Origin of the sequence: Shimia aestuarii (assembly GCF_022814865.1) — a bacterium.
Taxonomy (GTDB): domain Bacteria; phylum Pseudomonadota; class Alphaproteobacteria; order Rhodobacterales; family Rhodobacteraceae; genus Shimia; species Shimia aestuarii_A.
The window spans coordinates 28892-52445 of the sequence record NZ_JAKVRD010000015.1; the positions used below are offsets into that span (position 1 = coordinate 28892).

Genomic DNA, 23554 nt, shown 5'->3' on the forward strand with positions numbered 1-23554 from the left:
TTTCGCCTCACTCTCTTGTCTTCAGGGTCTCCACGAGGTCGACCTTGTCAATATCCCGTCGCACCAAAGCCCCCGACACAACCGTCGCCAGAAGCACGGCCACCCCCGCCGCACCGAAGGCATCTGGGCGGAATCCCGTCGGGATCTGGTAGAGGTCGGTGCTAAATCCGGCAGCGATCAGGAAAGACAGGTAGTAGCCGATCCCAACACCAAGCGGCACTGCCAATAGCACCACCACGACCAACTCACCGAGCAGCACATAAGAGGTTTCGCCGCGCGTGAACCCCATGACCCGTAAGCTCGCCAGATCGCGGGATTGCTCGCCAAACGCGATGCGGGCGGCGTTATAGACAATGCCGAATGTGATGATCCCAGCAATCGCCGCCATCACATAGCGCATTGCGCCCGCGCCCGTATCCATGAGCTTTTGCATCGCGGCGCGGGCGTCTTCGCGCTGTGTCACGCCAGCGACTGTCGGCATATCCTTCAGCGCGGCATAGAGCGCATCCATCTTCGACGCGTCCACCCGCAAGTAGACCGCCGAAACGCGCCCGACTTCACCAAGCGCGGCATTGAGACCTTCGAACCGCATATAGGCGGGGGCACCAAGCAGCGTCTCGGCCACCTCCGCGACCTGCACATCTATCGTCGGGCGGCGACCGTTGAGCACCTCGACACGCAACGTTTCGCCGGGTCCAATATCGAGCGTGTCGGCAAGCGCGCGAGCGAGCACGATGCCCTTGGTCGGCATGGTAATATCGCTCATGTCCTTGCGCACGGCGCGGTTCAGGCGCGCCTCTTCGACAAGCCCTGTGACCGAGCCGCGATAGCTCTGCCGTCCGTTGCGCATCACGGCAGAGACGCTGCGCACGGGCTCTACCTCGAGGACGCCAGGTAGATGCGCCATATTGAACGCCGTCTTGGCGGGCATGGGTTCGAAAAAGGTCACGGCAACATCGGAACGGTCGATCACCCCGAAGGTCAGATCGAGCGTGTCATCAAAGCCCGACATGAGCGACATCTGCGCCGAAGAGAGACCCATGCCGACGGCGATCCCGAGCACCGCACCGCCGATCCGCCCCGGATTGCGCAGGATGCGGCGCAGAACCATACGGGTCGGTTGATCGAGCCAGCGGCGCAAACGGTTGTTGAGTGCGCCCGTGCGCGAAAAGTCCATTGGCGCAGGCGGGCGCATGGCGACGGCGGGCGTCAGACGGAAGACCCCGCGCAGCACAAGAATGCCCCCGGCAGAGGCGGCAAAAACCGAGGTGATGATGCCTGTGACAAAGGACGAGGGCTCGACCCGGAACACGAGGAAGGGGAAATGATAGACCGATTGATAGACCCCCGCCATAAGTCGCCCCCCCCAAAGCCCAAGCGCGCAGCCCAGCGCCGCGCCGATCACAGCGATGATGATCACCAGCTTGAAGTAATGCAGTGCCACTTCGAAGTCGGTGTAGCCGAACGCCTTAATAAGACCGATCTGTTCGCGCTCGGCCTGCACCAGGCGGGTGATGACGATGTAAAGAAGGAAAGCCGCCACCCCAAGGAAGATCGGCGGCACGACAACGGATGTTGCCGAGAGCCCGGCGATCTCTTCAGAGATGAAACGGTCCGACATGCTATCCTTGCGCAGGTAGGCCCCCTGTCCGCCATAGCGATCCAGAAGCCGATCGACCTTGGCCAGAACGTCATTGGCATTCGCCTCGCGCTCAAGCGCAATCAGAACCTCATTCACCGCGCCTTGCACGTCGAAGGCAGCAGCAAGCGCCTCCTCATGCATCCAAAGTACGGCGAAGCGGGCATCGTCAGGCACGAACTCGCCCGGCGCCGTGGTAAAGAGGAACTCCGGAGAAGCGGCAAAGCCGACGATCTGAAAGTCGCGGCGGCTACCTTGCATGGTCGCGGTCAAGTGATCGCCGAGCGCGAGGTCATGCGCGGTTGCGAAACTCTCTAGGACCACCACCTCGTCCATATGGCCGGGAGCGAGGAGACGCCCATCCTTGAGGTACAGATTGTTGAGGCGCGGCACCATGGAGCGCGGCAAAGACAGAGCGGCAGCCCGCACCGGAAGCGCCTGCCCCGGCATGTCGAGAAGCGCGGCGCCCCGAATACGGCCTTCTGCGGCGGCGACTCCGGCGATATCGGCGACACGCTCGACCATCGGGGTGGGGGCGCGGGTCACTGGCGCAAAAATCTCGGCGAGGCGGTAGCTCTCGTAATACTGAATCCGTGTTTCGCGCAGCGATTGCAGCATTCCCGACATCATCACCAGAAGGCTGACCCCGACGGCGACGACGAGGGCAATGGCTCCCGCCTGCCCCCGGATCCGCCAGAGATCGCGCATCAGCTTATGATCGAGCGCCCGCATTGTCCTACCATTCGATCTCGTCAGGGCTGAGGCGGGTTTCGTTCTGCACCACGTCGCGAATAGCACCATCCGCGAAATGGATGACGCGATGCGCCATGCGGGCGGTCTCGGCAGCGTGGGTCACGATCAGGACGGTCGCGCCAAGACGTGCATTCACATCGTTCAGCACATGCAGCACCGCACGCCCGGTGGTCGAATCGAGCGCCCCCGTGGGCTCGTCACAGAAAAGCACGGTCGGGTTCTTGGCCACGGCACGGGCTATGGCGACACGCTGTTGTTCGCCGCCTGACATCTGGGCCGGGAAATGATCCATGCGATCGCCGAGGCCGACGAGCGTCAGCGCCTCTTCGACGCCGAGCGGATCCTTGGCGATTTCCGTCACAAGCTCGACGTTCTCTCGCGCCGTTAGCGACGGCATGAGGTTATAGAATTGAAACACGAACCCGACGTGATCGCGCCGATAGCGCGTCAGCGCGCGGTCGTTCATATCGCTTAGGTTTTCTGTCTCGAAATAGGCGTCACCGCTTGTCGCACGATCAAGCCCACCGAGAATATTGAGAAGCGTGGATTTGCCAGAGCCGGACGGCCCGAGGAGCACGACAATCTCGCCGCGCGGAATCTCAAGATCGACACCGCGCAGGGCATGCACGGCGGCCGCGCCCTCACCATAGGTCTTGGTGAGGTCTTCCGTCCTGAATGTAATGTCCCGACTCATATCAGGTCCAAGGCTACCCGGCCCAGCGTGCCCGGCAAGAACAATCGATGCCCGCGGCGTCATGACAGGCATACCGTAAAGAAAAAGGGCGCTCGCGGCGCCCTTCAAATCTTACTTCTTTTCCAGCGCATCGAGGCGTGCCTTCAGGGCCTCGTTTTCCTCTCGGGCCTTCTGGGCCATGGCGCGCACGGCATCGAATTCCTCGCGGGTGACGAAATCGCGGTCCGCGAGCCAACGATCCATCATCGACTTCATCGCGGTTTCGGCTTCGTCCTTGGCCCCTTGCGCCACGCCCATGGCGTTGGTCATCAATTGGGAAATATCGTCCATGATCTTGTTGCGGGTCTGCATGATCGTCTCCGGCAATTGCGTTGGCCCCTATATGGGGGCAGATGCGGCGCGGCACAAGGTTGACTTCCTCTGCGAGCCATGGACAAAACTTCGCCTATGCGCGCCATGATCCCCTTTCCCGATATCTCCTCCGAAATTTTCGCGTTCAGCCTGTTTGGCGTTGAGATCGCGCTCCGCTGGTATGCGATGGCTTATATCGTCGGCATCCTGCTTGGCTGGCGGCTTGTCGTTGCTGCCTTGAAGCGCCCGGCCCTTTGGGGGGACAAGGGTGCGCCGATGGATGCACGGCAATGCGAAGACCTGCTAACATGGGTCATCCTTGGCGTGATCCTAGGTGGGCGGCTTGGCTATGTCCTATTCTACAAGCCTGCCTATTACCTCGTGAACCCCGCGGAAATCCTTGTCATTTGGCAAGGGGGCATGTCGTTCCATGGCGGATTCCTTGGTGTCGTGATCGCGGCCTGGGCCTGGTCGGCGCGCCATAAGGTATCACGCCTGTCGCTGGCCGACGCGATGTCTCTCGGGGTCGCGCCGGGGCTTCTCCTCGGCCGGATTGCCAATTTCATCAATGCCGAGCTTTGGGGGCGACCAACCGACCTGCCTTGGGGCGTCGCCTTTCCCGGCTATTACGCCCAGGAATGCGGCCAAGCCGTGGGCGAGATCTGCGCGCGCCATCCATCGCAGCTCTACGAGGCGCTGCTTGAAGGGCTAATCCTCGGAGCGCTGCTCATCACCCTCGCCTTCCGGCGCGGGGCGCTCAAGACGCCGGGCCTCATCGCGGGGGTGTTCTTTGCGGGCTATGGCCTTGCGCGGTTCCTTGTCGAGTTCGTGCGCCAGCCCGATCCGCAGTTCATTTCCGAAGGCAACCCGCTTGGCCTCGCGCTCGAAATGGGAGGCTACGGGCTGACGATGGGGCAAATTCTGTCGCTGCCGATGATCCTTTTTGGGCTCTGGCTCATTCAACGCGCGCGCCGTGTCCGCCATGTCTGATCTCGAAGCCCATCTCGCGGCGCGGATTCGGGCGGGCGGGCCGCTGCGCGTCTCGGAATTCATGGCCGAGGCGCTATTAAATCCGACGCATGGCTATTACACGACGCGCGATCCCCTTGGCGCCGCTGGCGACTTCACCACTGCGCCGGAAATCTCGCAGATGTTCGGCGAGATGATCGGCCTCTGCCTCGCGCAAAGCTGGCTCGACCAAGGACGTCCGGAGCGGTTTGCTCTGGCCGAGCTTGGACCCGGTCGCGGTACACTCATGGCCGATATCCTACGCGCGACCCGCGCTGCGCCGGGATTCACGGAAGCGGCCACGCTCCACCTTGTCGAGGCCTCTCCGCCCCTGCGCGCGGCACAACGCGCCACGCTCGGGGAGGAGGTCACATGGCATGACAGCATCGACACCCTTCCCGAGGACAGAGCGCTTTTCCTCGTTGCGAACGAGTTTTTTGATGCGCTACCGATCCGGCAATTCCTGCGCAGTGGACCGGGGTGGCGTGAGCGTCTGGTCGGCCTGGAGGATGAAAGCCTGCGGTTCGGTCTTGGCGATCTTCTGGCGCAGCCCGCGCTGCACCACCGTCTCGCGGATACGCAAGAGGGCGATCTTGTGGAAATCTGCCCGCAAGCAGCGCCGATCATGGCCGCCATAGGGACACGAATCGAAGCACATGGCGGCGTGGGGATCGTAATCGACTATGGCGACTGGCGCTCTCTCGGCGACACGCTACAGGCGATGCGCGCGCATGAAAAAGTCGCTCCACTTGAGGCGCCCGGTACGGCGGACCTTACGGCGCATGTGGATTTCGAGGCGCTCGCCAACGCCACGCCCTCGGCCCATAGCCGACTGACGCCGCAGGGCGTTTTCCTTGAACGGCTCGGGATCACGGCCCGCGCCCAAGCGCTCGCCAAGGGACTCAGCGGGGCGGCGCTTGAAAGCCATATCGCCGCACATCGCCGCTTGACGCACCCGGAGGAAATGGGAAACCTGTTCAAAACGCTGGCGGTCTATCCGACAGACGCAACCCCGCCCCCCGGATTCGAGGCCTGATGCTTGAAATCGTGACATCCGATCGCCTGACGCCTTTGCGGCATGGCTTTTTTACCCGCAAGGGCGGAGCCTCTTCGGGTGTGTTCTCGGGATTGAACTGTGGTGCCGGGTCGTCGGATCAATCTGAGATCGTGCGTATCAATCGGGGCCGGGTTGCGGGCGCAATGGACGTCGCACCGGAGCACCTTGTTTCTGTGCACCAGACCCATTCCAGCGATGTCGTCACGGTTGACGGCCCGCTTCAAGATCCACGCCCAGAAGCAGACGCAATGGTCACCAAGACACCGGGTGTCGTTCTGGCCGTGTTGACCGCCGATTGTCAGCCAGTGCTTTTCGCAGACCACGAGGCGGGCGTTATCGGGGCCGCACATGCCGGATGGCGCGGCGCGCTTGGTGGCATCCTCGAGGCGACGCTTGATGCGATGGAGGCCCTTGGCGCCAAGCGGGACCAGACCGCCGCCGTGATCGGTCCGTCGATCAGCCAGCGCGCCTATCAGGTTGGTCCGGAGTTCATGGATGACTTCCTCCTAGAAGACGTTGAGAACAGCCGCTTCTTCGCAGGCGATGGCGGCGAGAAGATGCTCTTCGATCTTCAGGGCTATGGTCTACACCGGCTGCGGAAGGCAGGGGTCGGGACGGCGGAATGGACCCGCCACTGTACCTATTCGGATCCAGCGCGGTTCTTCTCTTATCGCCGCGCGACCCATGCCGGCGAGGCGGATTACGGGCGTCTCATCTCGACCATCCGTCTCTGAGCGCGGGACGACCCACCTGCCCCGAAAAGAACCGGGCATTTTCCTAAAATCAGACCGGTTCCGCCCCATCCCTGCCCCATTTCGGGACGACATTGGTTTCAATCAAGAAACCAAGAAACAATGCGGGCGAGACAGCCCGGGTTCGGAACGAAGGAGAAAACAAATGGCAGGCAAAACACGCTTTATCAAATCCATCACGGCAAGCGCGAAAACCGACGTTCCGGCCATGCCGTGGGCACGTGGCGCGCGCCGAGCGGCTTTCATTGCCAAGCGCACCGCAGGCGAGCTCGAAGTCAAAGCGGCTTAAGTCATACAGGCAGCACAACGAAAAAGGCCGCGTCCGGACGATCCGGGCGCGGCCTTTGCAATTCAGGGATCAGAAGATCAGGCGTCGCGACTCAGGCGGTCTTCGAGCACATCGAACGGTACGCCCGGTTCATCCTTGGCACCACGGATCACCAACGAGGTTTTCACACTCGCCACATTGTCCGCCTTGAGCAGGTCTTCGGTGAGAAAGCTCTGGAAGGTCGATAGGTCCGGGGCGACGCATTTGAGGATGAAATCCACTTCGCCATTCAACATGTGACACTCGCGCACGAGCGACCAGTTGCGGCAGCGCTCTTCAAAGGTGGCGAGGTCCGCCTCGGCCTGGCTTACGAGGCCAACCATGGCAAAGACCTGCACTTCGAAACCGAGTTCACGTGCGTCTACGTCGGCGTGATAGCCGCGGATGAACCCCGCCTCTTCAAGCGTGCGCACGCGGCGCAGACAGGGCGGAGCCGAGATTCCGACGCGCTTGGCCAGTTCGACATTTGTCATGCGGCCATCGGCCTGCAGTTCGGCCAGGATTTTACGATCTATCGGATCGAGCCGTGTTCCGGGCATGAAGTTTCTCTCGCTGTCAGATTTTCGGTTCTTATACCACCGCCCGGCGCACGCGCAATATTATTTCACGCAGGCGCAAGATCATTTTATTGTGCTTCGCCTGACCGCCCAACATTTGACCGGCGCGAATTTGCGACGCCATCGGGGTTTTCGCCGGTGGTTCGGATCGCTATATCCTTTCGGCAACCCAGTTTGAAGAACGGAAAGGTGCCTCATGGCCGACACGAAACACACCAAGGTTCTCATCATCGGCTCGGGCCCTGCGGGATACACCGCCGGCGTCTATGCGAGCCGCGCCATGCTCGAGCCGATTCTCGTGCAGGGGATCGAACCGGGCGGACAGCTCACCACCACGACAGAGGTCGAGAACTGGCCCGGCGACACCGAGGTGCAAGGTCCGGACCTGATGGTGCGCATGGAAGCACACGCGCGCGCCATGGGCTGCGAGATCGTTTCGGACATCATCACCGACCTCGACCTGTCCAAGCGCCCGTTCACTGCCAAGGGCGATAGTGGCAACACGATCACCGCCGACGCTGTGATCCTTGCCACGGGCGCGCGTGCCAAATGGCTCGGCCTGCCGTCGGAAGAGGCCTTTAAGGGCTTTGGTGTCTCGGCCTGTGCAACCTGCGACGGGTTCTTCTATCGCGGACAAGAGATTGTTGTGATCGGGGGCGGCAACACCGCCGTGGAAGAGGCGCTTTTCCTAACCAATTTCGCCTCCAAGGTGACGCTCATCCACCGCCGTGACGAACTGCGCGCCGAGATGATCTTGCAGGACCGCCTCAAGAAACACCCCAAGATCGAGCCGCTTTGGTTCCACACGCTCGAAGAAGTTGTCGGCGACGACAACCCCAAGGGCGTGACCGGTGTAAAGGTCAAGCACGTGGAGACCGGCGAGATCACAGAAATCCCCTGCGCCGGTGTCTTCGTCGCGATTGGGCACGCGCCGGCGACCGAACTGGTCAAGGATACGCTCGAACTTCACAATGGCGGCTATGTCGCGGTGAAGCCAGGCACCACCGAAACCTCGGTGCCGGGCGTCTTTGCAGCAGGCGACCTGACAGATCACAAGTATCGCCAGGCCGTGACCTCGGCGGGCATGGGCTGCATGGCGGCGCTTGACGCCGAGCGCTGGCTCGCCGAACAGGACGATTGAACCAACAGGGGCCGCGCAACGGCCGCGCGGCCCCGGCCTCTGGTCAGAAAAGACCGATTTTCCCCTGCGCCGGGCGCACATGGGCGCATCTCCCAGCCCTCTTCCCTCCGTTAGAGACAACATTCCGATCCCGCCCACGGCCCGAGACATGCGTGTCTCTTGAGGGCTCGCAAACGGCTGTGATAATCATGCCACGTTGGTGGATTCCCTAAAAATGCCGTGATTTCTTCTTTTCTGCGCCTGCGAGATATGCAATGCGTTCATCCGTGAACACATCTCGAGTCCCAGACCATGGCCTTGACCACCGCGACATCCAAACCGGAAGAGCAAGATCAGCTCTTTCGCCTCCTGCGCCAGCTTGACCTTGCGCCGGAAGCCTCGCAGCGAGTCACGGCAGCGGCGCTTGGCATATCGCTTGGCCGCCTCAACGCTCAGCTTCGCACAGCTGCCGAGACTGGTTTGATCAGGATTTCCGAACGTTCCGGGCCGGACAAGCGACAACGCTTTGCCTATGCGCTCACCGCGCGTGGCGCTGCGGAGAAACTCCGCCTGACCGACCAGTTCCTCGCCCGCAAATTCGACGAATACGACGCACTCCACGCCGAATTGACCGGCACGACCAGTGGCCCTTCCCCGTTCAAGTACAGGACAAAACTCATGCAGAACAATCTCGCGCCCATCCCCGAACTCTACGTGTCCTACGAGAGCTCGCAGAAACTCAAAGTCGAAGCCGCCGATCTCGTCAGCCATGACCTGACGCCGCGCCAGATCTGTGATCTGGAGCTTCTGATGAATGGCGGGTTCAACCCGCTGAAAGGCTTCCTGTCAGAAGAAGACTACGACAGCGTCGTCGAAAATATGCGCCTCGCGGATGGCTCGCTCTGGCCCATGCCGATCACGCTCGACGTGTCCGAAGACTTTGCCGAGTCGCTCGAGCTTGGTCAGGATATCGCATTGCGCGATCAAGAAGGCGTCATCCTCGGCACCATGACCGTGACCGACCGTTGGACCCCGAACAAATCGCGCGAAGCCGAGAAGGTCTTTGGCGCCGACGACGAAGCGCACCCTGCCGTCAACTACCTGCTCAATCAGGCTGGCAAGGTCTATCTCGGCGGCCCGGTCACCGGCATCCAGCAGCCCGTCCACTATGACTTCCGCGCCCGTCGCGACACGCCGAACGAACTGCGCGCCTATTTCCGCAAACTCGGCTGGCGCAAGGTCGTGGCCTTCCAGACCCGCAACCCGCTGCACCGTGCGCACCAGGAACTCACCTTCCGCGCCGCGAAAGAAGCGCAAGCCAACCTTCTCATCCATCCGGTTGTCGGCATGACCAAACCGGGCGACGTGGATCACTTCACCCGCGTGCGCTGCTACGAGGCGGTACTCGACAAGTATCCGGGTTCGACCACGACCATGTCGCTCCTCAACCTCGCCATGCGCATGGCAGGCCCGCGCGAGGCGGTCTGGCACGGCCTGATCCGCAAGAACCACGGCTGCACCCACTTTATCGTTGGCCGCGACCACGCAGGCCCCGGCAAGAACTCGGCAGGCGAAGATTTCTACGGCCCCTATGACGCGCAAGACCTGTTCCGCCAGCATCAGGAAGAGATCGGCATCGAAATGGTCGATTTCAAACACATGGTCTATGTGCAGGAACGCGCCCAGTACGAAGCCATCGACGAGATCGCGGACAAGGATGACGTGACCATCCTCAACATCTCGGGCACCGAACTGCGTCGCCGCCTGTCGGAAGGCCTCGAAATCCCCGATTGGTTCTCTTTCCCCGAGGTGGTCGAAGAGCTTCGTAAGACCAAGCCGCCGCGTTCGCAGCAGGGCTTTACCGTGTTCTTCACCGGCTTCTCCGGGTCCGGCAAGTCGACCATCGCCAACGCGCTCATGGTCAAGCTGATGGAGATGGGGGGCCGTCCGGTGACGCTTCTCGATGGGGATATCGTGCGCAAGAACCTCTCGAGCGAGCTTGGCTTCTCGAAGGAACACCGCGATCTCAACATCCGCCGCATCGGCTATGTCGCTTCGGAGATCACGAAGAATGGCGGCATCGCCATCTGTGCCCCGATCGCGCCCTACGCCACCACGCGTCGCGCGGTGCGCGAAGATGTCGAACAGTTCGGTGCCTTCATCGAGGTCCATGTCGCGACCTCCATCGAAGAATGCGAACGCCGCGACCGCAAGGGCCTCTACAAGCTCGCCCGCGAAGGCAAGATCAAGGAATTCACCGGGATTTCCGATCCCTATGACGTTCCCGCCAACCCCGAGCTGAGCGTCGAAACCGAAAATGTCGACGTCGACAACTGCGCGCATCAGGTGATCCTCAAGCTCGAAAGCATGGGCCTCATCGCGGCGCAGTGATCCCTGCGACTTCACGAATCAAAAGGGCCGTCCTTCGGGGCGGCCCTTTTCTTTTGGGGAGGGTCAACTTGACGCGAGAACGGCCTCGGCAGCGCGGGTTTCGAGATCGCCCCAGTGGGCCGCCTTTTCCTTGATCGCACGCAACGCCGGCAGCTTCTTGGCAAAGAGGGTCTCATCCGCCGAGCGGATCGCCTCGTGCAGCTCGGCCGCACTCTTGCAGAGGATCATCCCCTCTGCATCCATGAAGCGTCCGATATTGGGACAGCCCCAGTAAATCGGCACGCATTCGCAGAGGATCGCATCGACAAGTTTCTCGGTAAAGTAGTTGGGCTCGCGCACGTTCTCGATGATGACCGAAAAGCGATAGGGGGCAAGGCCATCAGATTTGCGATCAAAGGGCTTATAACCGCGCCCCATGACATCCAGCGCGATATCTGCCTGCGCGGCCCATTCCACGATGTCGTGGCGCAACACATGCCCTTCGAGATCACGCTTGGACGAGGCAATCAGCGAGATGTTGGCACGTTTGGTCGTGTCGAGGTCGCGCCATTCGGGCACCCAAGTGCTCCCGAATGGAAAGAAAAGCCCGTTTGGGATCGTGGCAAGGAAATCCTCCTGTGCCGAGAGCACCCGGAAGAACCGGCGATGCGACCAGCGCAGGTGGCGGAAGTGGCGCGCTTGAACGGCTTGCGGCTCGACCACCATCATGGAAACCTTCGCGGGCGTTCCAAAAGAGGGGCGGAAATGCACGCTCCCCTTGGGATAGATGACAAGGTGATCGTCCTGCCCCATATCGCGGAGCGTCTTGCCACGCAAACGGTCAGGTTGCCCCAGCGGCCAGTTCAGCGCATCGAGCGAAAAGCGCCCCGGACGCGCGCCGAGTTTGGTCCCATAGGGTAAAACCGCGACTGCGGGGGCGTGCTTGGTCATCCTGGTCTTCCTTGGGCCTCATCCGGGCGATCGGAAAACAGCAGTGACCTCTCTGCGCGCAGAGTGCAAGCCCCGAGGCCTGCACCCACGCAAGGCTTAGTGCACCGCCACGGGTGCGAAATCGTTTTGACGCGCGAGAACAAAGGCAAGGTTGCGCTCTTTCACAAGCGCGAGGCGTTCGCCATCGGCGGAATGCACGGCATAGAGCACCTCTGCGCCTTCGGCTTGATCGCGGACTTCTTCGGGAAGATCGTCCACCGCGACTTCGCGGACATAGACAATCCGGTTCTGATCTTCTTGGCCAAAATCGTATTCGGTATACATGGTTACTTCGTCCTGATCTCTATGGTTTGTACAACGGTTTCCGGCCGGGTGCGGCTCAGGTCTACGTGTAGCAATCCGTTTTCCATGATGGCGTCGCCCACCTCCACGCCATCGGCGAGCACGAAGCTGCGCTGAAACTGGCGGGCGGCGATTCCGCGATGCAGGAAGATGCGGCCATCGTCGTCATCCTGTTGGCGGCCCCGGATCACGAGTTGGCGGTCTTCCACGGTGATCGACAGGTCTGCTTCGCTAAAGCCGGCCACTGCCAGCGTGATGCGATAGGAGAAATCCGAAGTTTGTTCGATATTGTAGGGCGGATAGCCTTCGTTGCCCGATTTTGCGGTGCGTTCCAAGAGGCGTTCCAGTTGCTCGAACCCGAGCATGTTCGGGTAGGCATTGAGAGTCAGTTTGCTCATCGACACGTCCTTGCGTAAGCGACAGTCCAGAACAGGCCCCGTTATGGCGACCCGTTCAGGTAAATATGGGAAAGCCGCGCGAGGACTGCAAGGGCTTTGCAGCAAGGATGCTATTCGCTATGTTAGAGGCCTGACGAGTCTCAGGAAATCCGAAGATGAACGCCCCCCGTGATCTGTCCATGAAAACCGATGACGTGTTGCGTGTGGAGCTGGAAGTCTTCCGGCAGGAACACCGCGACCTCGACGAGGCGATTCATGCCCTGAGTGAACGCGGCACGGGCGATCAGTTGACGATCCAGCGGCTGAAGAAACAGAAACTTCGCCTCAAGGATATCATCTCGCAGATCGAGGACCGCCTGACCCCCGATATCATCGCCTGATCCCGGACCGGAGCGCGCCATGACGGTTTCTTGCCCTGTTGCATTGCGCCGCGCGCCGCATCGTCTATAAACCCTGTTTTCAAGGCGTCAGAGGCAGAAATGAGCGACATAGAAGTTGGAATCATCATGGGGAGCCAATCGGACTGGCCGACCATGAAACTCGCAGCCGATATTCTCGATGAACTTGGCATCGCTTACGAGGCCAAGATCGTCTCGGCGCACCGCACGCCGGACCGGCTTTGGTCCTATGGCAAGGAGGCCGCGGGCCGCGGTCTCAAGGTCATCATCGCCGGTGCGGGCGGCGCGGCGCACCTTCCGGGCATGATGGCCTCCAAGACCCGTGTGCCGGTCGTCGGCGTGCCGGTCCAGACCAAGGCGCTTTCCGGTGTCGACAGCCTTTATTCCATCGTCCAGATGCCCAAGGGCTTTCCGGTCGCGACCATGGCAATCGGTGCGGCGGGCGCGGCCAATGCCGGGTTGATGGCCGCGGGTATTCTCGCCACCTCCGATCCCGCCCTCGCAGAGCGCCTTGATGCGTGGCGCGAGGCCCTTTCCGCTTCTATTCCCGACGAGCCGCAAGATGACTGACACCCTCCCCCTCGGCAGCACCATTGGTATTCTTGGCGGAGGCCAACTTGGCCGGATGCTTTCGGTCGCGGCGTCGCGCCTTGGCTATATCACGCATATCTTCGAGCCGGGCGCCAACCCGCCCGCCGGGCAGGTCGCCGATACGGTGACCACTGCCTCCTACGAGGACGCCGAGGCGCTCAAGCGTTTCGCCGACTCGGTCGACGTCATCACCTATGAGTTCGAGAACATCCCGACCTCGGCGCTCGACATTCTTGAGGCGCATCGCCCGATCCGTCCGGGCCGCGAGGCGCTCCGCGTGAGCCAAGACCGCCTGACCGAAAAAGACTTTCTGCAAGGGCTTGGCCTCAGAACCGCACCTTATGCCGCCGTCGAGACCCTTGAAGAGCTCGAGGCGGCCGTCGCGCAGATCGGCGCGCCCGCGATCCTCAAGACTCGTCGCTTTGGCTATGACGGCAAGGGGCAGGCGCGCATCAAGAATACCGACGACCTTGCCAGCGCCATCAAGGACATGGCAGGCGCTCCGGCCCTTCTTGAGGGGTTTGTCGATTTCAGCCACGAAGTGTCTGTCATCGCGGCGCGCGGCCTTTCCGGCGACGTCGCCTGTTTTGATCCCGGCGAGAACGTGCATCGCGACGGCATCCTGCGCACCACGACCGTGCCTGCGACCCTCACCGCCTCACAGCGGATGGACGCGGTGCTTCTGGCCGCCAACATCCTCAACGCGCTCGATTATGTCGGCGTCATGGGGGTCGAGCTTTTCGTGACGGGCCAAGGGCTTGTCGTGAACGAGATCGCGCCGCGTGTGCACAATTCGGGGCACTGGACGCAAAACGGCTGTGCCGTCGATCAGTTTGAACAGCATATCCGCGCCGTGACCGGCCTGCCGCTCGGTGATGGTCAGCGCCATGCCAATGTCGTGATGGAAAACCTGATTGGCGACGACCTTGCGCAAATTCCACAGATCCTGCGCAGTGGCGATACCGCGCTGCACCTCTACGGCAAGGCCGAAGCCAAACCGGGCCGAAAGATGGGCCATGTGAATCGCATTCGCCCGAAAGCGGATTAACTCAGGAACCGGGCCGCGATTGGCCCGGCCATAAAGGCGATCTTGCCCGCAACGAAGGTCGCGCCGATGCGCCCCGTCTCCGGGTCCATCACCACGAGGTCGGCACGTTTGCCGATCTCGATGCGCCCTCGGTCCGCAAACCCCAGAACATCGGCTGGCCCCTCGGAGACGAGCTTCCAAGCGGCCTCAAACGGCAGGATATCTTGCGCCACGAGCCGGGACACGGCTTGGCGCATCGCCGGGTAATGATAGTCCGAGGCAATCGCATCTCCGAGCCCCTCACGCAGGAGATCGGTCGCCGAGACGTTGCCCTTGTGAGAATTGCCCCGCACTACATTCGGCGCCCCAAGCACCACGGCATCCCCCGCCGCCTTCGCCGCCGCAGCGGCCTCTCGCGTTTCCGGAAACTCGGAGAGCCGTGCGCCTCGCACGCGCCACTCGGCGCGCTGCTCGGCTGAGTTGTCATCGTGGCTCCCGAGAAAGATGCCCTTCGCGGCAAGCCGCGATGCAAGCGCGCTCACGGCCTCGGGCACCGCGTCGCGATTGTCGTGCAGAGATTGCAGGAGCGCATGGTGCGTTTCTGGGTTGCGGCCGGCCTTAAGCGCCTGCCCAGTAAGGCGCGGCGGGCGTTTGCCCTTGGCCAGCGCATCATGTGGAACGTGATCATTGAAAACGACGTAGGGCGCGCCGCTGCTCTCCGCCAGCGCCTCGAAGCGCGCATAGTCCTCGAGGAGATGGGTCTCGAGACGTAATTGCAGCTTCATATCGGTGAGAAGCCCCGGCTCTTCCCGCAGGGCCGTGGCGAACCGCTCGGCAAAATCGGGGCCGCGCATACCACCTTCCCACGAGAAGAACTGCGCCAACATAGCTGTTGTAATGCCGCTTGATGCAAGCTCTGCATCGGCGGCATGAAGCCCCGGCGAGAGATCCTTGAGCGCCCCGCGTCGCGGTGCGATATGGCGCTCGAACCCATCGCCATGCAGATCGATCATCCCCGGCAAGACCCACAGCCCCGCGAGGTCGATCTCACGTCCATCGCCATCCTCGGCGATCTTGCCTTCAACAAGCGCGATATCGCCCGAAACAAAGCCATCGGGCGCAAGAAGTGTCGCGTTACAGAATTTCATCGTCCGCCTCGTCCCCCGGAAAGCACATCCCCGAAGGACATATCGTGATGAAACCGGCCATGGGCAAGGAAATACATGGTCTCGGCGATCACATGCGGATTGTTCATCATGAAGGTATGGGTCACCGGCAACACGATATGATCCGCCATCCCCGCGACACGTGTAGACGCGACCGAGACCTTGCCATCATCGGCGCCGGGCACAATCATCGAAGTGATGGGGTTGAGTGAGCGGTTCCCGGCGATGATGCCAAGCTCAAAATCAACCGGCGGCAGATGAGACGGGAGACCGTCCGTGCCCAACTGAGCCCCAGCCGGACCGTTGAACCATTCGAACGCCTCGCCCCAGATCGCGACCTCTTTGCCCCAGGCGGTCATCTCGTCGACCAGTTTCGTGCCCTTGTTGGGCGGGCCGAGCATGACCACGCGCCCAAGGGTTTCAGGCTTGTTCTGCGAGAGCCAGAGCCGGGTCAGGATGCCGCCCATGGAATGGGTGACGAAATGCACCTTGCCCTCTCCGCATTGCGCCACGGCCTTGGGCAAGAGCGGGTCGATCAGCGCCTGCACCTCGGCCTTGGTCGAGGGATAGCCCGGACGCACCACATCATACCCTTCGCGGCGCAGCGCGGCCTCCATCACGACAAAGCTCGCCTCGGTACGCGCCAATCCGTGTAGCAGGATCACGCAATCGGCCAGTGCCGGACCCGGAATCAGGGCCAATATGAAGACGAAGAGACGCATCCTATTGAGATAGGCCCTGTTGGGCGTCTACAAAAGCCCTGTCCAAGAGGAAACCGCCCATGCTCTCCCCTCGCCTCGCCGTGCGCGCGCTTATCATGCAGGAGGATCGCCTTTTGCTCGTGAATGCGTTTCCCGGCGAGGTTGATGATCTTTGGTGCGCGCCCGGCGGAGGGGTTGAGAAGAACGCCTCCCTGCCCGAGAACCTCGCGCGGGAGGTGTGGGAGGAAACCGGGCTTCGGATCGCGGTGGGTGCGCCGTGCCTCGTGAATGAGTTTCACAACCCCGAGGATCGCTTCCATCAGGTCGATCTCTATTTCCGGTGCACGATCACAGAAGGTGCGCTCGACGACAGTTGGCAAGACCCTGAGGCAATCGTCACGCGGCGACGGTTCTTTGCGCGCAATGAGATGGCCGGGATTCGTTTCAAACCCGACAGCTTGCCAGAGGTCGCATGGAGTGCGGCTGGGATCAGCTATGATCCGCTGGAGCTCTTGGTGAAGCCGCGTCAGGCCCGGAAAGGCGGCGCATAGCGCAAGGTCTCTTCGGGCTGCGCCATGTCGAGCTTGGGCGCGTAGAGACCCGTATAGGCAACGGGAAACGGCGTCTGGAGCTTCGCCGCACGCTCATAGTCGAACCCGAACCGCGCATAGTAAGTCGGATCGCCAAGTACCACGACCGGCGCATTGGCATAGCTCACGGCCATCTGGCAGAGCGCCGACCCTATGCCTTTCTTCTGGCGTTTCGTATCGACAGAAACCGGCGCGAGGGCAAGCCACCCGTCAGGCGCCTCCATCCTTGAAAGTGCCACATACCCGACGATCCGCCCGCGATCCTCGGCCACAAGCTCGAGCGCCATATGCCCGCCGTGGCGCAGCGCCGAGACAAGCACCGCCTCATCATCCTGTCCAAAAGCGCGTTTCACGACGTCTCGCACCTTGGGCTCGTCCTTGGGACCATATCCACGAATAATCATGGCGCGACACTAGGGCCATCCGCCCGGCGCAACAAGTCAGCCCCGCCGCAAGGAAAGGAGCACGCCCCCCATGACGAGCACCGAGGCGAGCGCGAAACGCAGTGTCAGAGGTTCATCGACGAGAAGCGCCCCACCCGCCAATGCAATCACCGGAACGCTCAACTGCGCCACGGCGGCGCGCGTAGCGCCGAGTGCAGGCAAGATATGATACCAAAGCGCGTATCCGAGGCCGGAGGTGATCGCGCCGGACACTGCGGCAAGGATCACCCCCTTGAGCGGCCAGGTCTCAAGACCACCACTCATCAGCAACCAGATCACAGCGACAATTGCCGCGAAGGCGAAGTTGAGCGCCGTGGCCTGAAGCGGATCGCCCGCGCGACGTCCGAAAAGCGAATAGAGGCCCCAGCCGATCCCCGCCACTGCCATCGCAAAGATGTGGGGCCAAGACAGGACCACGCCTCCCACCGGCCACAAGAGCCACGCAAGACCGATTAGGCCAAGCCCCGCCCCGGCCCAGCGCGCCGGGGGAACGTCTTCGCGCGCAACGAGCGCCCCAAGGAACATTGTGGCCTGCACGACCGAGAACAGGATGAGCGCGCCAAAGCCCGGCGCGAGGGCGGCATAGGCGGTAGAAAAACCAAAGATATAGGCAAGAAGCGCCGCAACGGGCCAAACCCTGCGCCACCCGCCGAGCGAGACCTCTTGCCGCCGCAATGCCAGCAGCACGAGGAGCATCACCGCGCCGGACACAAGGCGCAGGACACCGAACGCCTCTGCGCTCATTGCGCCATCAGCGAGCGCAAGGCGATTGAGAACCGAGTTGGCCGCAAAGGCGACCATGGTCAGGGCGGTCAGGAGAAGCAACTTCATGGGGGGTCCGGGTGAAAATGTCCAAGGCAGACAACCTGCGCGAGGCTGCGGCGCCATGCAACCCGCACAAGCGCCCGACGTGACGCCACCGCAAAGAAAAAGGGCCGCCCGGAGGCGACCCTTTGAAGTGTTCCGGATGGAACGGCGGGATTACATCATGCCGCCCATGCCGCCCATGTCGGGCATGCCGCCACCGGCCGGTGCGTCTTTGACCGGCTTGTCGGCAACCATCGCCTCGGTGGTGATCAGCAGGCCAGCAACCGATGCCGCGTCTTCCAGAGCGGTACGGGCCACTTTGGCCGGGTCGATCACGCCAAATGCGAACATGTCGCCATATTCTTCGGTCTGCGCGTTGAAGCCGAAGGAGCTTTCTTCCGACTCGCGGATTTTGCCCGCAACAACGGCCCCGTCGACGCCTGCGTTCTCAGCGATCTGGCGCAGCGGCGCTTCGAGCGCACGGCGCACGATGGCGATACCGGCGTTCTGATCGGGGTTCGCACCTTCGAGACCTTCGAGGGTCTTGCCAGCCTGAACGAGGGCAACACCGCCGCCAACGATCACGCCTTCCTGCACGGCTGCGCGGGTCGCGTTCAGAGCATCGTCCACACGGTCCTTACGCTCTTTCACTTCGACTTCGGTCATGCCGCCGACGCGGATCACAGCAACACCGCCCGCCAGTTTGGCAACGCGCTCTTGCAGCTTCTCACGGTCGTAGTCAGAGGTGGTTTCTTCGATCTGGTTGCGGATCTGAGCGACACGCGCTTCGATCTCTGCCTTCTCGCCAGCACCGTCGACGATGGTGGTTTCGTCTTTGGTGATGTTGATGGTCTTGGCCGAGCCGAGCATGTCCATGGTGACATTCTCGAGCTTCATGCCGAGATCTTCCGAGATGACCTGACCGCCGGTGAGGATCGCGATGTCCTGAAGCATGGCTTTGCGGCGATCGCCGAAGCCCGGTGCTTTGACAGCTGCAATCTTGAGGCCGCCGCGCAGTTTGTTGACCACGAGGGTCGCGAGCGCTTCGCCTTCCACGTCCTCAGCGATGATGAGGAGCGGTTTCTGCGACTGGATGACCTGCTCGAGAAGCGGAACCATCGGCTGAAGCGACGAGAGTTTCTTCTCGTGCAGCAGGACGAGGCAGTCGTCGAGCTCTGCAACCATCTTGTCGGTGTTGGTCACGAAGTAGGGCGACAGGTAGCCGCGGTCGAACTGCATGCCTTCGACGACAACGGTCTCGGTCTCGAGGCCTTTGTTCTCTTCGACGGTGATCACGCCTTCGTTGCCGACTTTCTGCATGGCGTCTGCGATCTGCTGACCGATCTCGGATTCGCCGTTGGCGGAGATGGTGCCGACCTGAGCGACTTCTGCGGAGTCTTTGACTTCGCGCGCCATCTCACGGATGCCTGCGACAACCTTGGCGGTTGCCATGTCGATGCCACGCTTGAGGTCCATCGGGTTAAGACCCGCTGCAACCTGCTTGAGGCCTTCCTTGACGATGGCCTGAGCCAGAACCGTCGCGGTGGTGGTGCCGTCGCCGGCTTCGTCGTTGGTGCGGCTGGCGACTTCTTTCACCATCTGCGCGCCCATGTTTTCGAACTTGTCCTCAAGCTCGATTTCCTTGGCAACCGACACACCGTCTTTGGTGATGCGGGGTGCGCCGAAGGATTTGTCGAGAACCACGTTACGGCCTTTCGGGCCGAGGGTGACCTTAACGGCATCTGCGAGAATGTTCACGCCGCGCAGCATTGCATTACGGGCGTCTGTGTCGAACTTTACGTCCTTAGCAGCCATTGTGCTTTACCTCTTTGAATTCTTGGATGGGGTCAGACGATCAGGACAGGATGCCCATGATGTCGGATTCTTTCATCATCAGCAGCTCTTCGCCGTCGACGGAAACTTCGGTGCCCGACCATTTGCCGAACAGAACGCGGTCACCCGCTTTCACGTCGAGCGCGATGCGGTCGCCGTCGTCGTCACGCAGGCCAGCGCCCACAGCAACGATTTCGCCCTCGGCGGGCTTTTCTTTTGCGCTATCGGGGATGATGAGGCCGCCTGCGGTCTTCTCTTCGCCTTCAACGCGACGAACCAGCACGCGGTCATGCAGAGGTGTAAGTGCCATTGTCTAGGTTTCCCTAACTAAATTTGTCTCCCTGACTCCTCAGCGGAGTCGTTAGCACTCCCTGTCGGCGAGTGCTAACAGCGCATAGTTAGGAGGGCCACAAACCCGAGTCAACCAGATCGCGCGACTTTTTTGAGCGGAATTTGAGGGGCCTTTGGCGGGTAGCGAAAAACCTTGGTTCTCAACAGCTTGCCCTTGGCCTCATTGCTGCGATGCAGCAAGGGCCGCCTGCCCTTCTGGGCCAAGGTCATAGACCCCAGTCGCCACTTTCACGAACCAACCCAAATGGTTGTCCCGCATCATGCGCGTTGCCGCCGCAACCTCGGCGCCTTTGGCCACATCCGCGCCCTTGCTCGCCCCGTGTTCGGCCAGATAGGCAGCACAGCGCAGGCTTTCCTGCTTGTAGGCCGTTGTAATCGCGCCTCGCGTTCCGCCCGCGTTGGGATCGCCCCTGCGGCGATCGAACTCTTTCAGGAGCGCACCTTTGCGGGGCTTGGATTTGCGCGGCCGAAACTCAACCGGATCGCAATGCGCCTGCACATGCCCATCCTCGAGCCGCACCGACAGAACCCCGATGCCAAGCCGCTTACACAGCCCCACATTGCCCTTAAACATGCGCCACGCCGCCTTACCCGACCAGCGCGGCACCGCGACATAGACCCAATCGCTGACACTCTGGCGCGCGACGGCCTGCTGCAGAAGCTTGAGCGTGAACCCGGTTTTCAACTCCACGATAACCGGATCGTCGTCCCCCCGGCGCGCCATGACATCGACCGCGCCCACCTCGGACTTGACCTCGAACCCCTGCGCCTCGAGCCACGCCTTGATCGGCGCATAGAGGTCGGTTTCGCGCAAGGGGGCCACCGCTTACTCCCGGAAGAATCCGACGAAGCGGTCAATCTCAGCCGCCTCTATCGACCATTCACAGACGAACCGCGCCTCGAGCAACTCGTCAGGGTCTGTGCCTTCAAGAGATCCGGACCAAACATTATAGGCCGCACCTGCATCAAACAGGCGCTGATGAATGGCCCGCGGGAAGGTGCAGAATACGGTGTTCGCCTCGGGCGGATAGGTGAACGTGACACCCGCGTCGCGCAGGCCCTCGGCGAGACGCGCGCAGTTCGCATTCGCCCGACGCGCGCTTTCGAGCCAGAGATCGTCCTTCAGATAGGCGTTCATCTGGGCCGAGAGATAACGATGCTTGGAAAAGAGATGCGCCCCACGCTTGCGGCGCAGTTCGAATTCCCAGGCCTTCGCCGGATCAAAGAAGATCACCGCCTCGACCCCGACACAGCCATTCTTGGTGCCGCCGAAGCTCACCGCGTCAACACCCGCTTTCCATGTCATCTCGGCAGGGGTGCAGCCAAGCGCCACAAGCGCATTGGCAAAACGCGCGCCGTCAAGATGCACCGGCAGGCCGAACTCCTTGGCCACACCACACAGCGCGGTCAACTCTTCGACGCTATAGACCGTGCCACGCTCGGTCACCTGCGTGATCGACACCGGGCCGCGTTGGGGGCCATGCACGCCGCGACTTTCCTCTGTCTCGATCGACGCGCGCAAGCTTTGGGGCGTCATCTTGTCGGCATCCCCCACCAGCGTCAACTTGGCCCCGCCGGTATAGAATTCCGGCGCGTTGCATTCGTCCTCATGGATATGCGCCACGGGCGCGCAGAACACCGTCTCGAACGGCTGGCACAGCGTCGCCAATGCAAGCGAGTTCGCCGCGGTGCCCGTTGCAACAAGATAGACCGCCGCCTCCGGCGCCTCAAAAATCTCACGGATCTGTTGGCGCACCTCATCCATGATCGGATCGGCACCATAAGGAGGCGCATAGCCTTCGTTCGACTTTGCCAGCGCGTCCATGATCGCCGGATGCGCCGGACCCGCATTGTCAGAGGCAAAAAACATCAGGTGATCTCCTCGATAATATGGTCTTCCCACTCGTCTTCGTGCACTTCAAATTCGGACACCGTCCAGCCCTGCACCGAGATCCCCGCGTCATGCACGGATTGCGGCGTGCCGGAGATCAGCGGGTGCCAATCATAAAGCGGCTTGCCCTCCCAGAGCAGCCGATAAGCGCAGGTGCGTGGCATCCAGTAAGCATGGCTTTCGATATTCTTCGGCGACAGGACAATGCATTCCGGCACGAACTGATGGCGGATATCATACTGCGCACAGCGACAGCTCTCGTCATCAAGCAAACGACACGCCACACGGGTCAGAGCAACCTCGCCCGTATCGCCATCTTCAAGCTTGTTTAGGCAACAGCGCCCGCACCCATCGCAAAGCGCCTCCCATTCCGCACGGGACATCTTGGAAAGCGGTTTGCGCTCCCAGAAGCGGGACTTAAATCCGCCGCGTTCGATCGGATCGGGATCACTCATAGCTTGGCCAAGATCTCGCGGCATTGCTGGCAATCCGCATCAATCTGCGCAACCAGTGCCTCGAGGCTCTCGAATTTCCATTCCGGGCGCAGGAAGTCGATCAGCCCGACAGAAAGCGGCGTGCCGTAGAGATCGCCGGAGAAATCGAAAAGGTGGGTTTCGATATTGGCCCGGTTCTTGCCGAACATCGGCCGCACCCCGATGGAGGCCGCCCCCATGTAATTGCCCTTATGCGGCCCGTCGAGCACATCAACGAGCACCGCATAGACGCCGAACTTCGGCGGATGCAGCCCGTCGATGGACATGTTCGCGGTCGGAAAGCCGAGGTCTCGGCCCCGCTGCGCGCCGCCGATCACCGGCCCGTCGATCCGGTGCCAATGACCCAGCATCGCCGCCGCATCGCGCGGTCGCCCGTCGCTCAGCGCCTGGCGGATCGCGGTCGAGGACACCTGCCCCCCTTCCCCCTTGAGGAGCGGCGCGATACTGACCCCAAAACCAAGGCGCTTGCCCAAGGTCACGAGATCCTCCGCCGATCCCGCCCGGCCCTTGCCGAAACAGAAATCCGCACCGACGACGACATGTTTCAGGCCAAGCCCTTCATGGATCACATCGCGGGCGAATTCCTCGGGTGTGAGCGACGAGAGCGTCGCGTTGAACGGCAGCTCATAGAGGCGCTCAACACCGATCTTCTCAAGGCGGTGGGCGCGCGTCTCGGCGCTGGTCAGACGAAACGGCGGGGCGTCGGGCGCAAAAAACTCGCGCGGATGCGGCTCGAAGGTCATGACACCAAGAGGTGCCCCCTGTCCGGCGTCGCGCGCCAGATCGATCACCGAGCGATGCCCGAGATGCACACCGTCGAAATTCCCGATCGCCGCACTGGCGCCCCGGTCTTCCTCGGCTACGAACTGATAATCCCGAATGATCCGCATGCAGCGGAGGTAGCCCGTTGCTTCGGACTGTGCAAGAGGGGCGCGACGGCAG

The 23554-nt window shown here is 61.8% G+C and carries 27 protein-coding genes; 10 read left to right on the plus strand and 17 right to left on the minus strand.

Annotated features, from left to right (window positions below; all coding sequences use genetic code 11):
• Positions 1-7: 7 nt before the first annotated feature.
• The 3 genes from MK745_RS14090 to MK745_RS14100 all read right to left on the minus strand — a co-directional run bounded on the left by MK745_RS14090 (position 8) and on the right by MK745_RS14100 (position 3437).
• Positions 8-2371, minus strand: coding sequence for an ABC transporter permease (locus tag MK745_RS14090; protein ID WP_243613937.1), 2364 nt, complete (start codon positions 2369-2371; stop codon positions 8-10).
• A gap of 4 nt (positions 2372-2375) precedes the next feature.
• Positions 2376-3086, minus strand: coding sequence for an ABC transporter ATP-binding protein (locus MK745_RS14095; RefSeq protein ID WP_243613938.1), 711 nt, complete (start codon positions 3084-3086; stop codon positions 2376-2378).
• Between the two features lie 111 nt (positions 3087-3197).
• Entirely contained in the window at positions 3198-3437 is a 240-nt protein-coding gene (locus MK745_RS14100) for an accessory factor UbiK family protein (RefSeq protein WP_243613939.1), read from the minus strand.
• A 96-nt stretch (positions 3438-3533) separates the two neighbouring features.
• Here MK745_RS14100 and lgt point away from each other — a divergent pair, with 96 nt between their 5' ends.
• The 4 genes from lgt to MK745_RS14120 all read left to right on the plus strand — a co-directional run bounded on the left by lgt (position 3534) and on the right by MK745_RS14120 (position 6543).
• Complete coding sequence (lgt, locus tag MK745_RS14105; protein ID WP_243613940.1) at positions 3534-4427, plus strand: prolipoprotein diacylglyceryl transferase; 894 nt, start codon at positions 3534-3536, stop codon at positions 4425-4427.
• The gene (locus MK745_RS14110; protein WP_243613941.1) at positions 4420-5481 is read left to right on the plus strand and encodes a class I SAM-dependent methyltransferase; all 1062 of its coding nucleotides are present in this window, start codon (positions 4420-4422) and stop codon (positions 5479-5481) included. The genes lgt and MK745_RS14110 overlap by 8 nt, the downstream gene beginning before the upstream one ends.
• On the plus strand, positions 5478-6236 hold the full coding sequence (gene pgeF / locus MK745_RS14115) for a peptidoglycan editing factor PgeF (protein ID WP_243613997.1): 759 nt from the start codon (positions 5478-5480) through the stop codon (positions 6234-6236). Before MK745_RS14110 ends, pgeF begins: the two co-directional genes overlap by 4 nt.
• Positions 6237-6399: 163 nt before the next feature.
• Positions 6400-6543, plus strand: coding sequence for a hypothetical protein (locus tag MK745_RS14120; protein ID WP_243613942.1), 144 nt, complete (start codon positions 6400-6402; stop codon positions 6541-6543).
• A gap of 77 nt (positions 6544-6620) precedes the next feature.
• Here MK745_RS14120 and MK745_RS14125 read toward each other — a convergent pair whose 3' ends face one another.
• Positions 6621-7121 (minus strand): Lrp/AsnC family transcriptional regulator, encoded by a 501-nt coding sequence (locus MK745_RS14125; RefSeq protein ID WP_243613943.1) that lies wholly within the window; start codon positions 7119-7121, stop codon positions 6621-6623.
• A 214-nt stretch (positions 7122-7335) separates the two neighbouring features.
• On the opposite strand from MK745_RS14125, the gene trxB reads away from it, so the two are divergent.
• Both trxB and MK745_RS14135 read left to right on the plus strand, forming a co-directional pair.
• Positions 7336-8280, plus strand: coding sequence for a thioredoxin-disulfide reductase (trxB, locus tag MK745_RS14130; RefSeq protein ID WP_243613944.1), 945 nt, complete (start codon positions 7336-7338; stop codon positions 8278-8280).
• A 291-nt stretch (positions 8281-8571) separates the two neighbouring features.
• Positions 8572-10650 (plus strand): bifunctional sulfate adenylyltransferase/adenylylsulfate kinase, encoded by a 2079-nt coding sequence (locus tag MK745_RS14135; protein ID WP_243613945.1) that lies wholly within the window; start codon positions 8572-8574, stop codon positions 10648-10650.
• 63 nt (positions 10651-10713) lie between these two features.
• Here MK745_RS14135 and MK745_RS14140 read toward each other — a convergent pair whose 3' ends face one another.
• The 3 genes from MK745_RS14140 to MK745_RS14150 form a co-directional block, all read right to left on the minus strand.
• On the minus strand, positions 10714-11580 hold the full coding sequence (locus tag MK745_RS14140; RefSeq protein WP_243613946.1) for a glycosyltransferase family 10 domain-containing protein: 867 nt from the start codon (positions 11578-11580) through the stop codon (positions 10714-10716).
• A 96-nt stretch (positions 11581-11676) separates the two neighbouring features.
• A complete protein-coding gene (locus MK745_RS14145) occupies positions 11677-11904 on the minus strand; it encodes a DUF1150 family protein (protein ID WP_243613947.1) in 228 nt (75 codons plus the stop codon).
• 2 nt (positions 11905-11906) lie between these two features.
• On the minus strand, positions 11907-12320 hold the full coding sequence (locus MK745_RS14150) for an Hsp20 family protein (RefSeq protein WP_243613948.1): 414 nt from the start codon (positions 12318-12320) through the stop codon (positions 11907-11909).
• A gap of 155 nt (positions 12321-12475) precedes the next feature.
• Between MK745_RS14150 and MK745_RS14155 the strand changes: the two genes are divergently transcribed.
• From MK745_RS14155 to MK745_RS14165, 3 genes are all read left to right on the plus strand, one after another.
• On the plus strand, positions 12476-12700 hold the full coding sequence (locus tag MK745_RS14155) for a YdcH family protein (protein WP_243613949.1): 225 nt from the start codon (positions 12476-12478) through the stop codon (positions 12698-12700).
• A gap of 99 nt (positions 12701-12799) precedes the next feature.
• On the plus strand, positions 12800-13288 hold the full coding sequence (gene purE / locus MK745_RS14160) for a 5-(carboxyamino)imidazole ribonucleotide mutase (protein WP_243613950.1): 489 nt from the start codon (positions 12800-12802) through the stop codon (positions 13286-13288).
• The gene (locus tag MK745_RS14165; RefSeq protein ID WP_243613951.1) at positions 13281-14357 is read left to right on the plus strand and encodes a 5-(carboxyamino)imidazole ribonucleotide synthase; all 1077 of its coding nucleotides are present in this window, start codon (positions 13281-13283) and stop codon (positions 14355-14357) included. The genes purE and MK745_RS14165 overlap by 8 nt, the downstream gene beginning before the upstream one ends.
• Here MK745_RS14165 and MK745_RS14170 read toward each other — a convergent pair.
• Positions 14354-15484, minus strand: coding sequence for an alpha-D-ribose 1-methylphosphonate 5-triphosphate diphosphatase (locus MK745_RS14170; protein WP_243613952.1), 1131 nt, complete (start codon positions 15482-15484; stop codon positions 14354-14356). The two genes, MK745_RS14165 and MK745_RS14170, sit on opposite strands and share 4 nt — an antisense overlap.
• On the minus strand, positions 15481-16224 hold the full coding sequence (locus MK745_RS14175; RefSeq protein WP_243613953.1) for an alpha/beta fold hydrolase: 744 nt from the start codon (positions 16222-16224) through the stop codon (positions 15481-15483). Before MK745_RS14175 ends, MK745_RS14170 begins: the two co-directional genes overlap by 4 nt.
• Before the next feature lie 59 nt (positions 16225-16283).
• On the opposite strand from MK745_RS14175, the gene MK745_RS14180 reads away from it, so the two are divergent.
• Positions 16284-16754 carry an NUDIX domain-containing protein gene (locus MK745_RS14180; RefSeq protein WP_243613954.1) on the plus strand — a complete coding sequence of 157 codons (471 nt, stop codon included), beginning with the start codon at positions 16284-16286 and terminating at the stop codon, positions 16752-16754.
• Here MK745_RS14180 and MK745_RS14185 read toward each other — a convergent pair.
• From MK745_RS14185 to MK745_RS14220, 8 genes are all read right to left on the minus strand, one after another.
• Positions 16730-17197, minus strand: coding sequence for a GNAT family N-acetyltransferase (locus MK745_RS14185; RefSeq protein ID WP_243613955.1), 468 nt, complete (start codon positions 17195-17197; stop codon positions 16730-16732). The two genes, MK745_RS14180 and MK745_RS14185, sit on opposite strands and share 25 nt — an antisense overlap.
• Before the next feature lie 36 nt (positions 17198-17233).
• The gene (locus MK745_RS14190; RefSeq protein WP_243613956.1) at positions 17234-18067 is read right to left on the minus strand and encodes a DMT family transporter; all 834 of its coding nucleotides are present in this window, start codon (positions 18065-18067) and stop codon (positions 17234-17236) included.
• A gap of 150 nt (positions 18068-18217) precedes the next feature.
• Positions 18218-19858 carry a chaperonin GroEL gene (gene groL / locus MK745_RS14195; protein ID WP_243613957.1) on the minus strand — a complete coding sequence of 547 codons (1641 nt, stop codon included), beginning with the start codon at positions 19856-19858 and terminating at the stop codon, positions 18218-18220.
• 40 nt (positions 19859-19898) lie between these two features.
• Positions 19899-20186, minus strand: a complete 288-nt coding sequence (locus tag MK745_RS14200) for a co-chaperone GroES (protein WP_243613958.1) — start codon at positions 20184-20186, stop codon at positions 19899-19901.
• A 201-nt stretch (positions 20187-20387) separates the two neighbouring features.
• Positions 20388-21041, minus strand: a complete 654-nt coding sequence (locus MK745_RS14205) for a DUF2161 domain-containing phosphodiesterase (protein ID WP_243613998.1) — start codon at positions 21039-21041, stop codon at positions 20388-20390.
• A 12-nt stretch (positions 21042-21053) separates the two neighbouring features.
• On the minus strand, positions 21054-22097 hold the full coding sequence (locus MK745_RS14210) for a threonine aldolase family protein (RefSeq protein WP_243613959.1): 1044 nt from the start codon (positions 22095-22097) through the stop codon (positions 21054-21056).
• A complete protein-coding gene (locus MK745_RS14215) occupies positions 22097-22573 on the minus strand; it encodes a YcgN family cysteine cluster protein (protein WP_243613960.1) in 477 nt (158 codons plus the stop codon). The genes MK745_RS14210 and MK745_RS14215 overlap by 1 nt, the downstream gene beginning before the upstream one ends.
• Entirely contained in the window at positions 22570-23502 is a 933-nt protein-coding gene (locus tag MK745_RS14220; RefSeq protein WP_243613961.1) for a bifunctional riboflavin kinase/FAD synthetase, read from the minus strand. The genes MK745_RS14215 and MK745_RS14220 overlap by 4 nt, the downstream gene beginning before the upstream one ends.
• Positions 23503-23554: the final 52 nt, after the last annotated feature.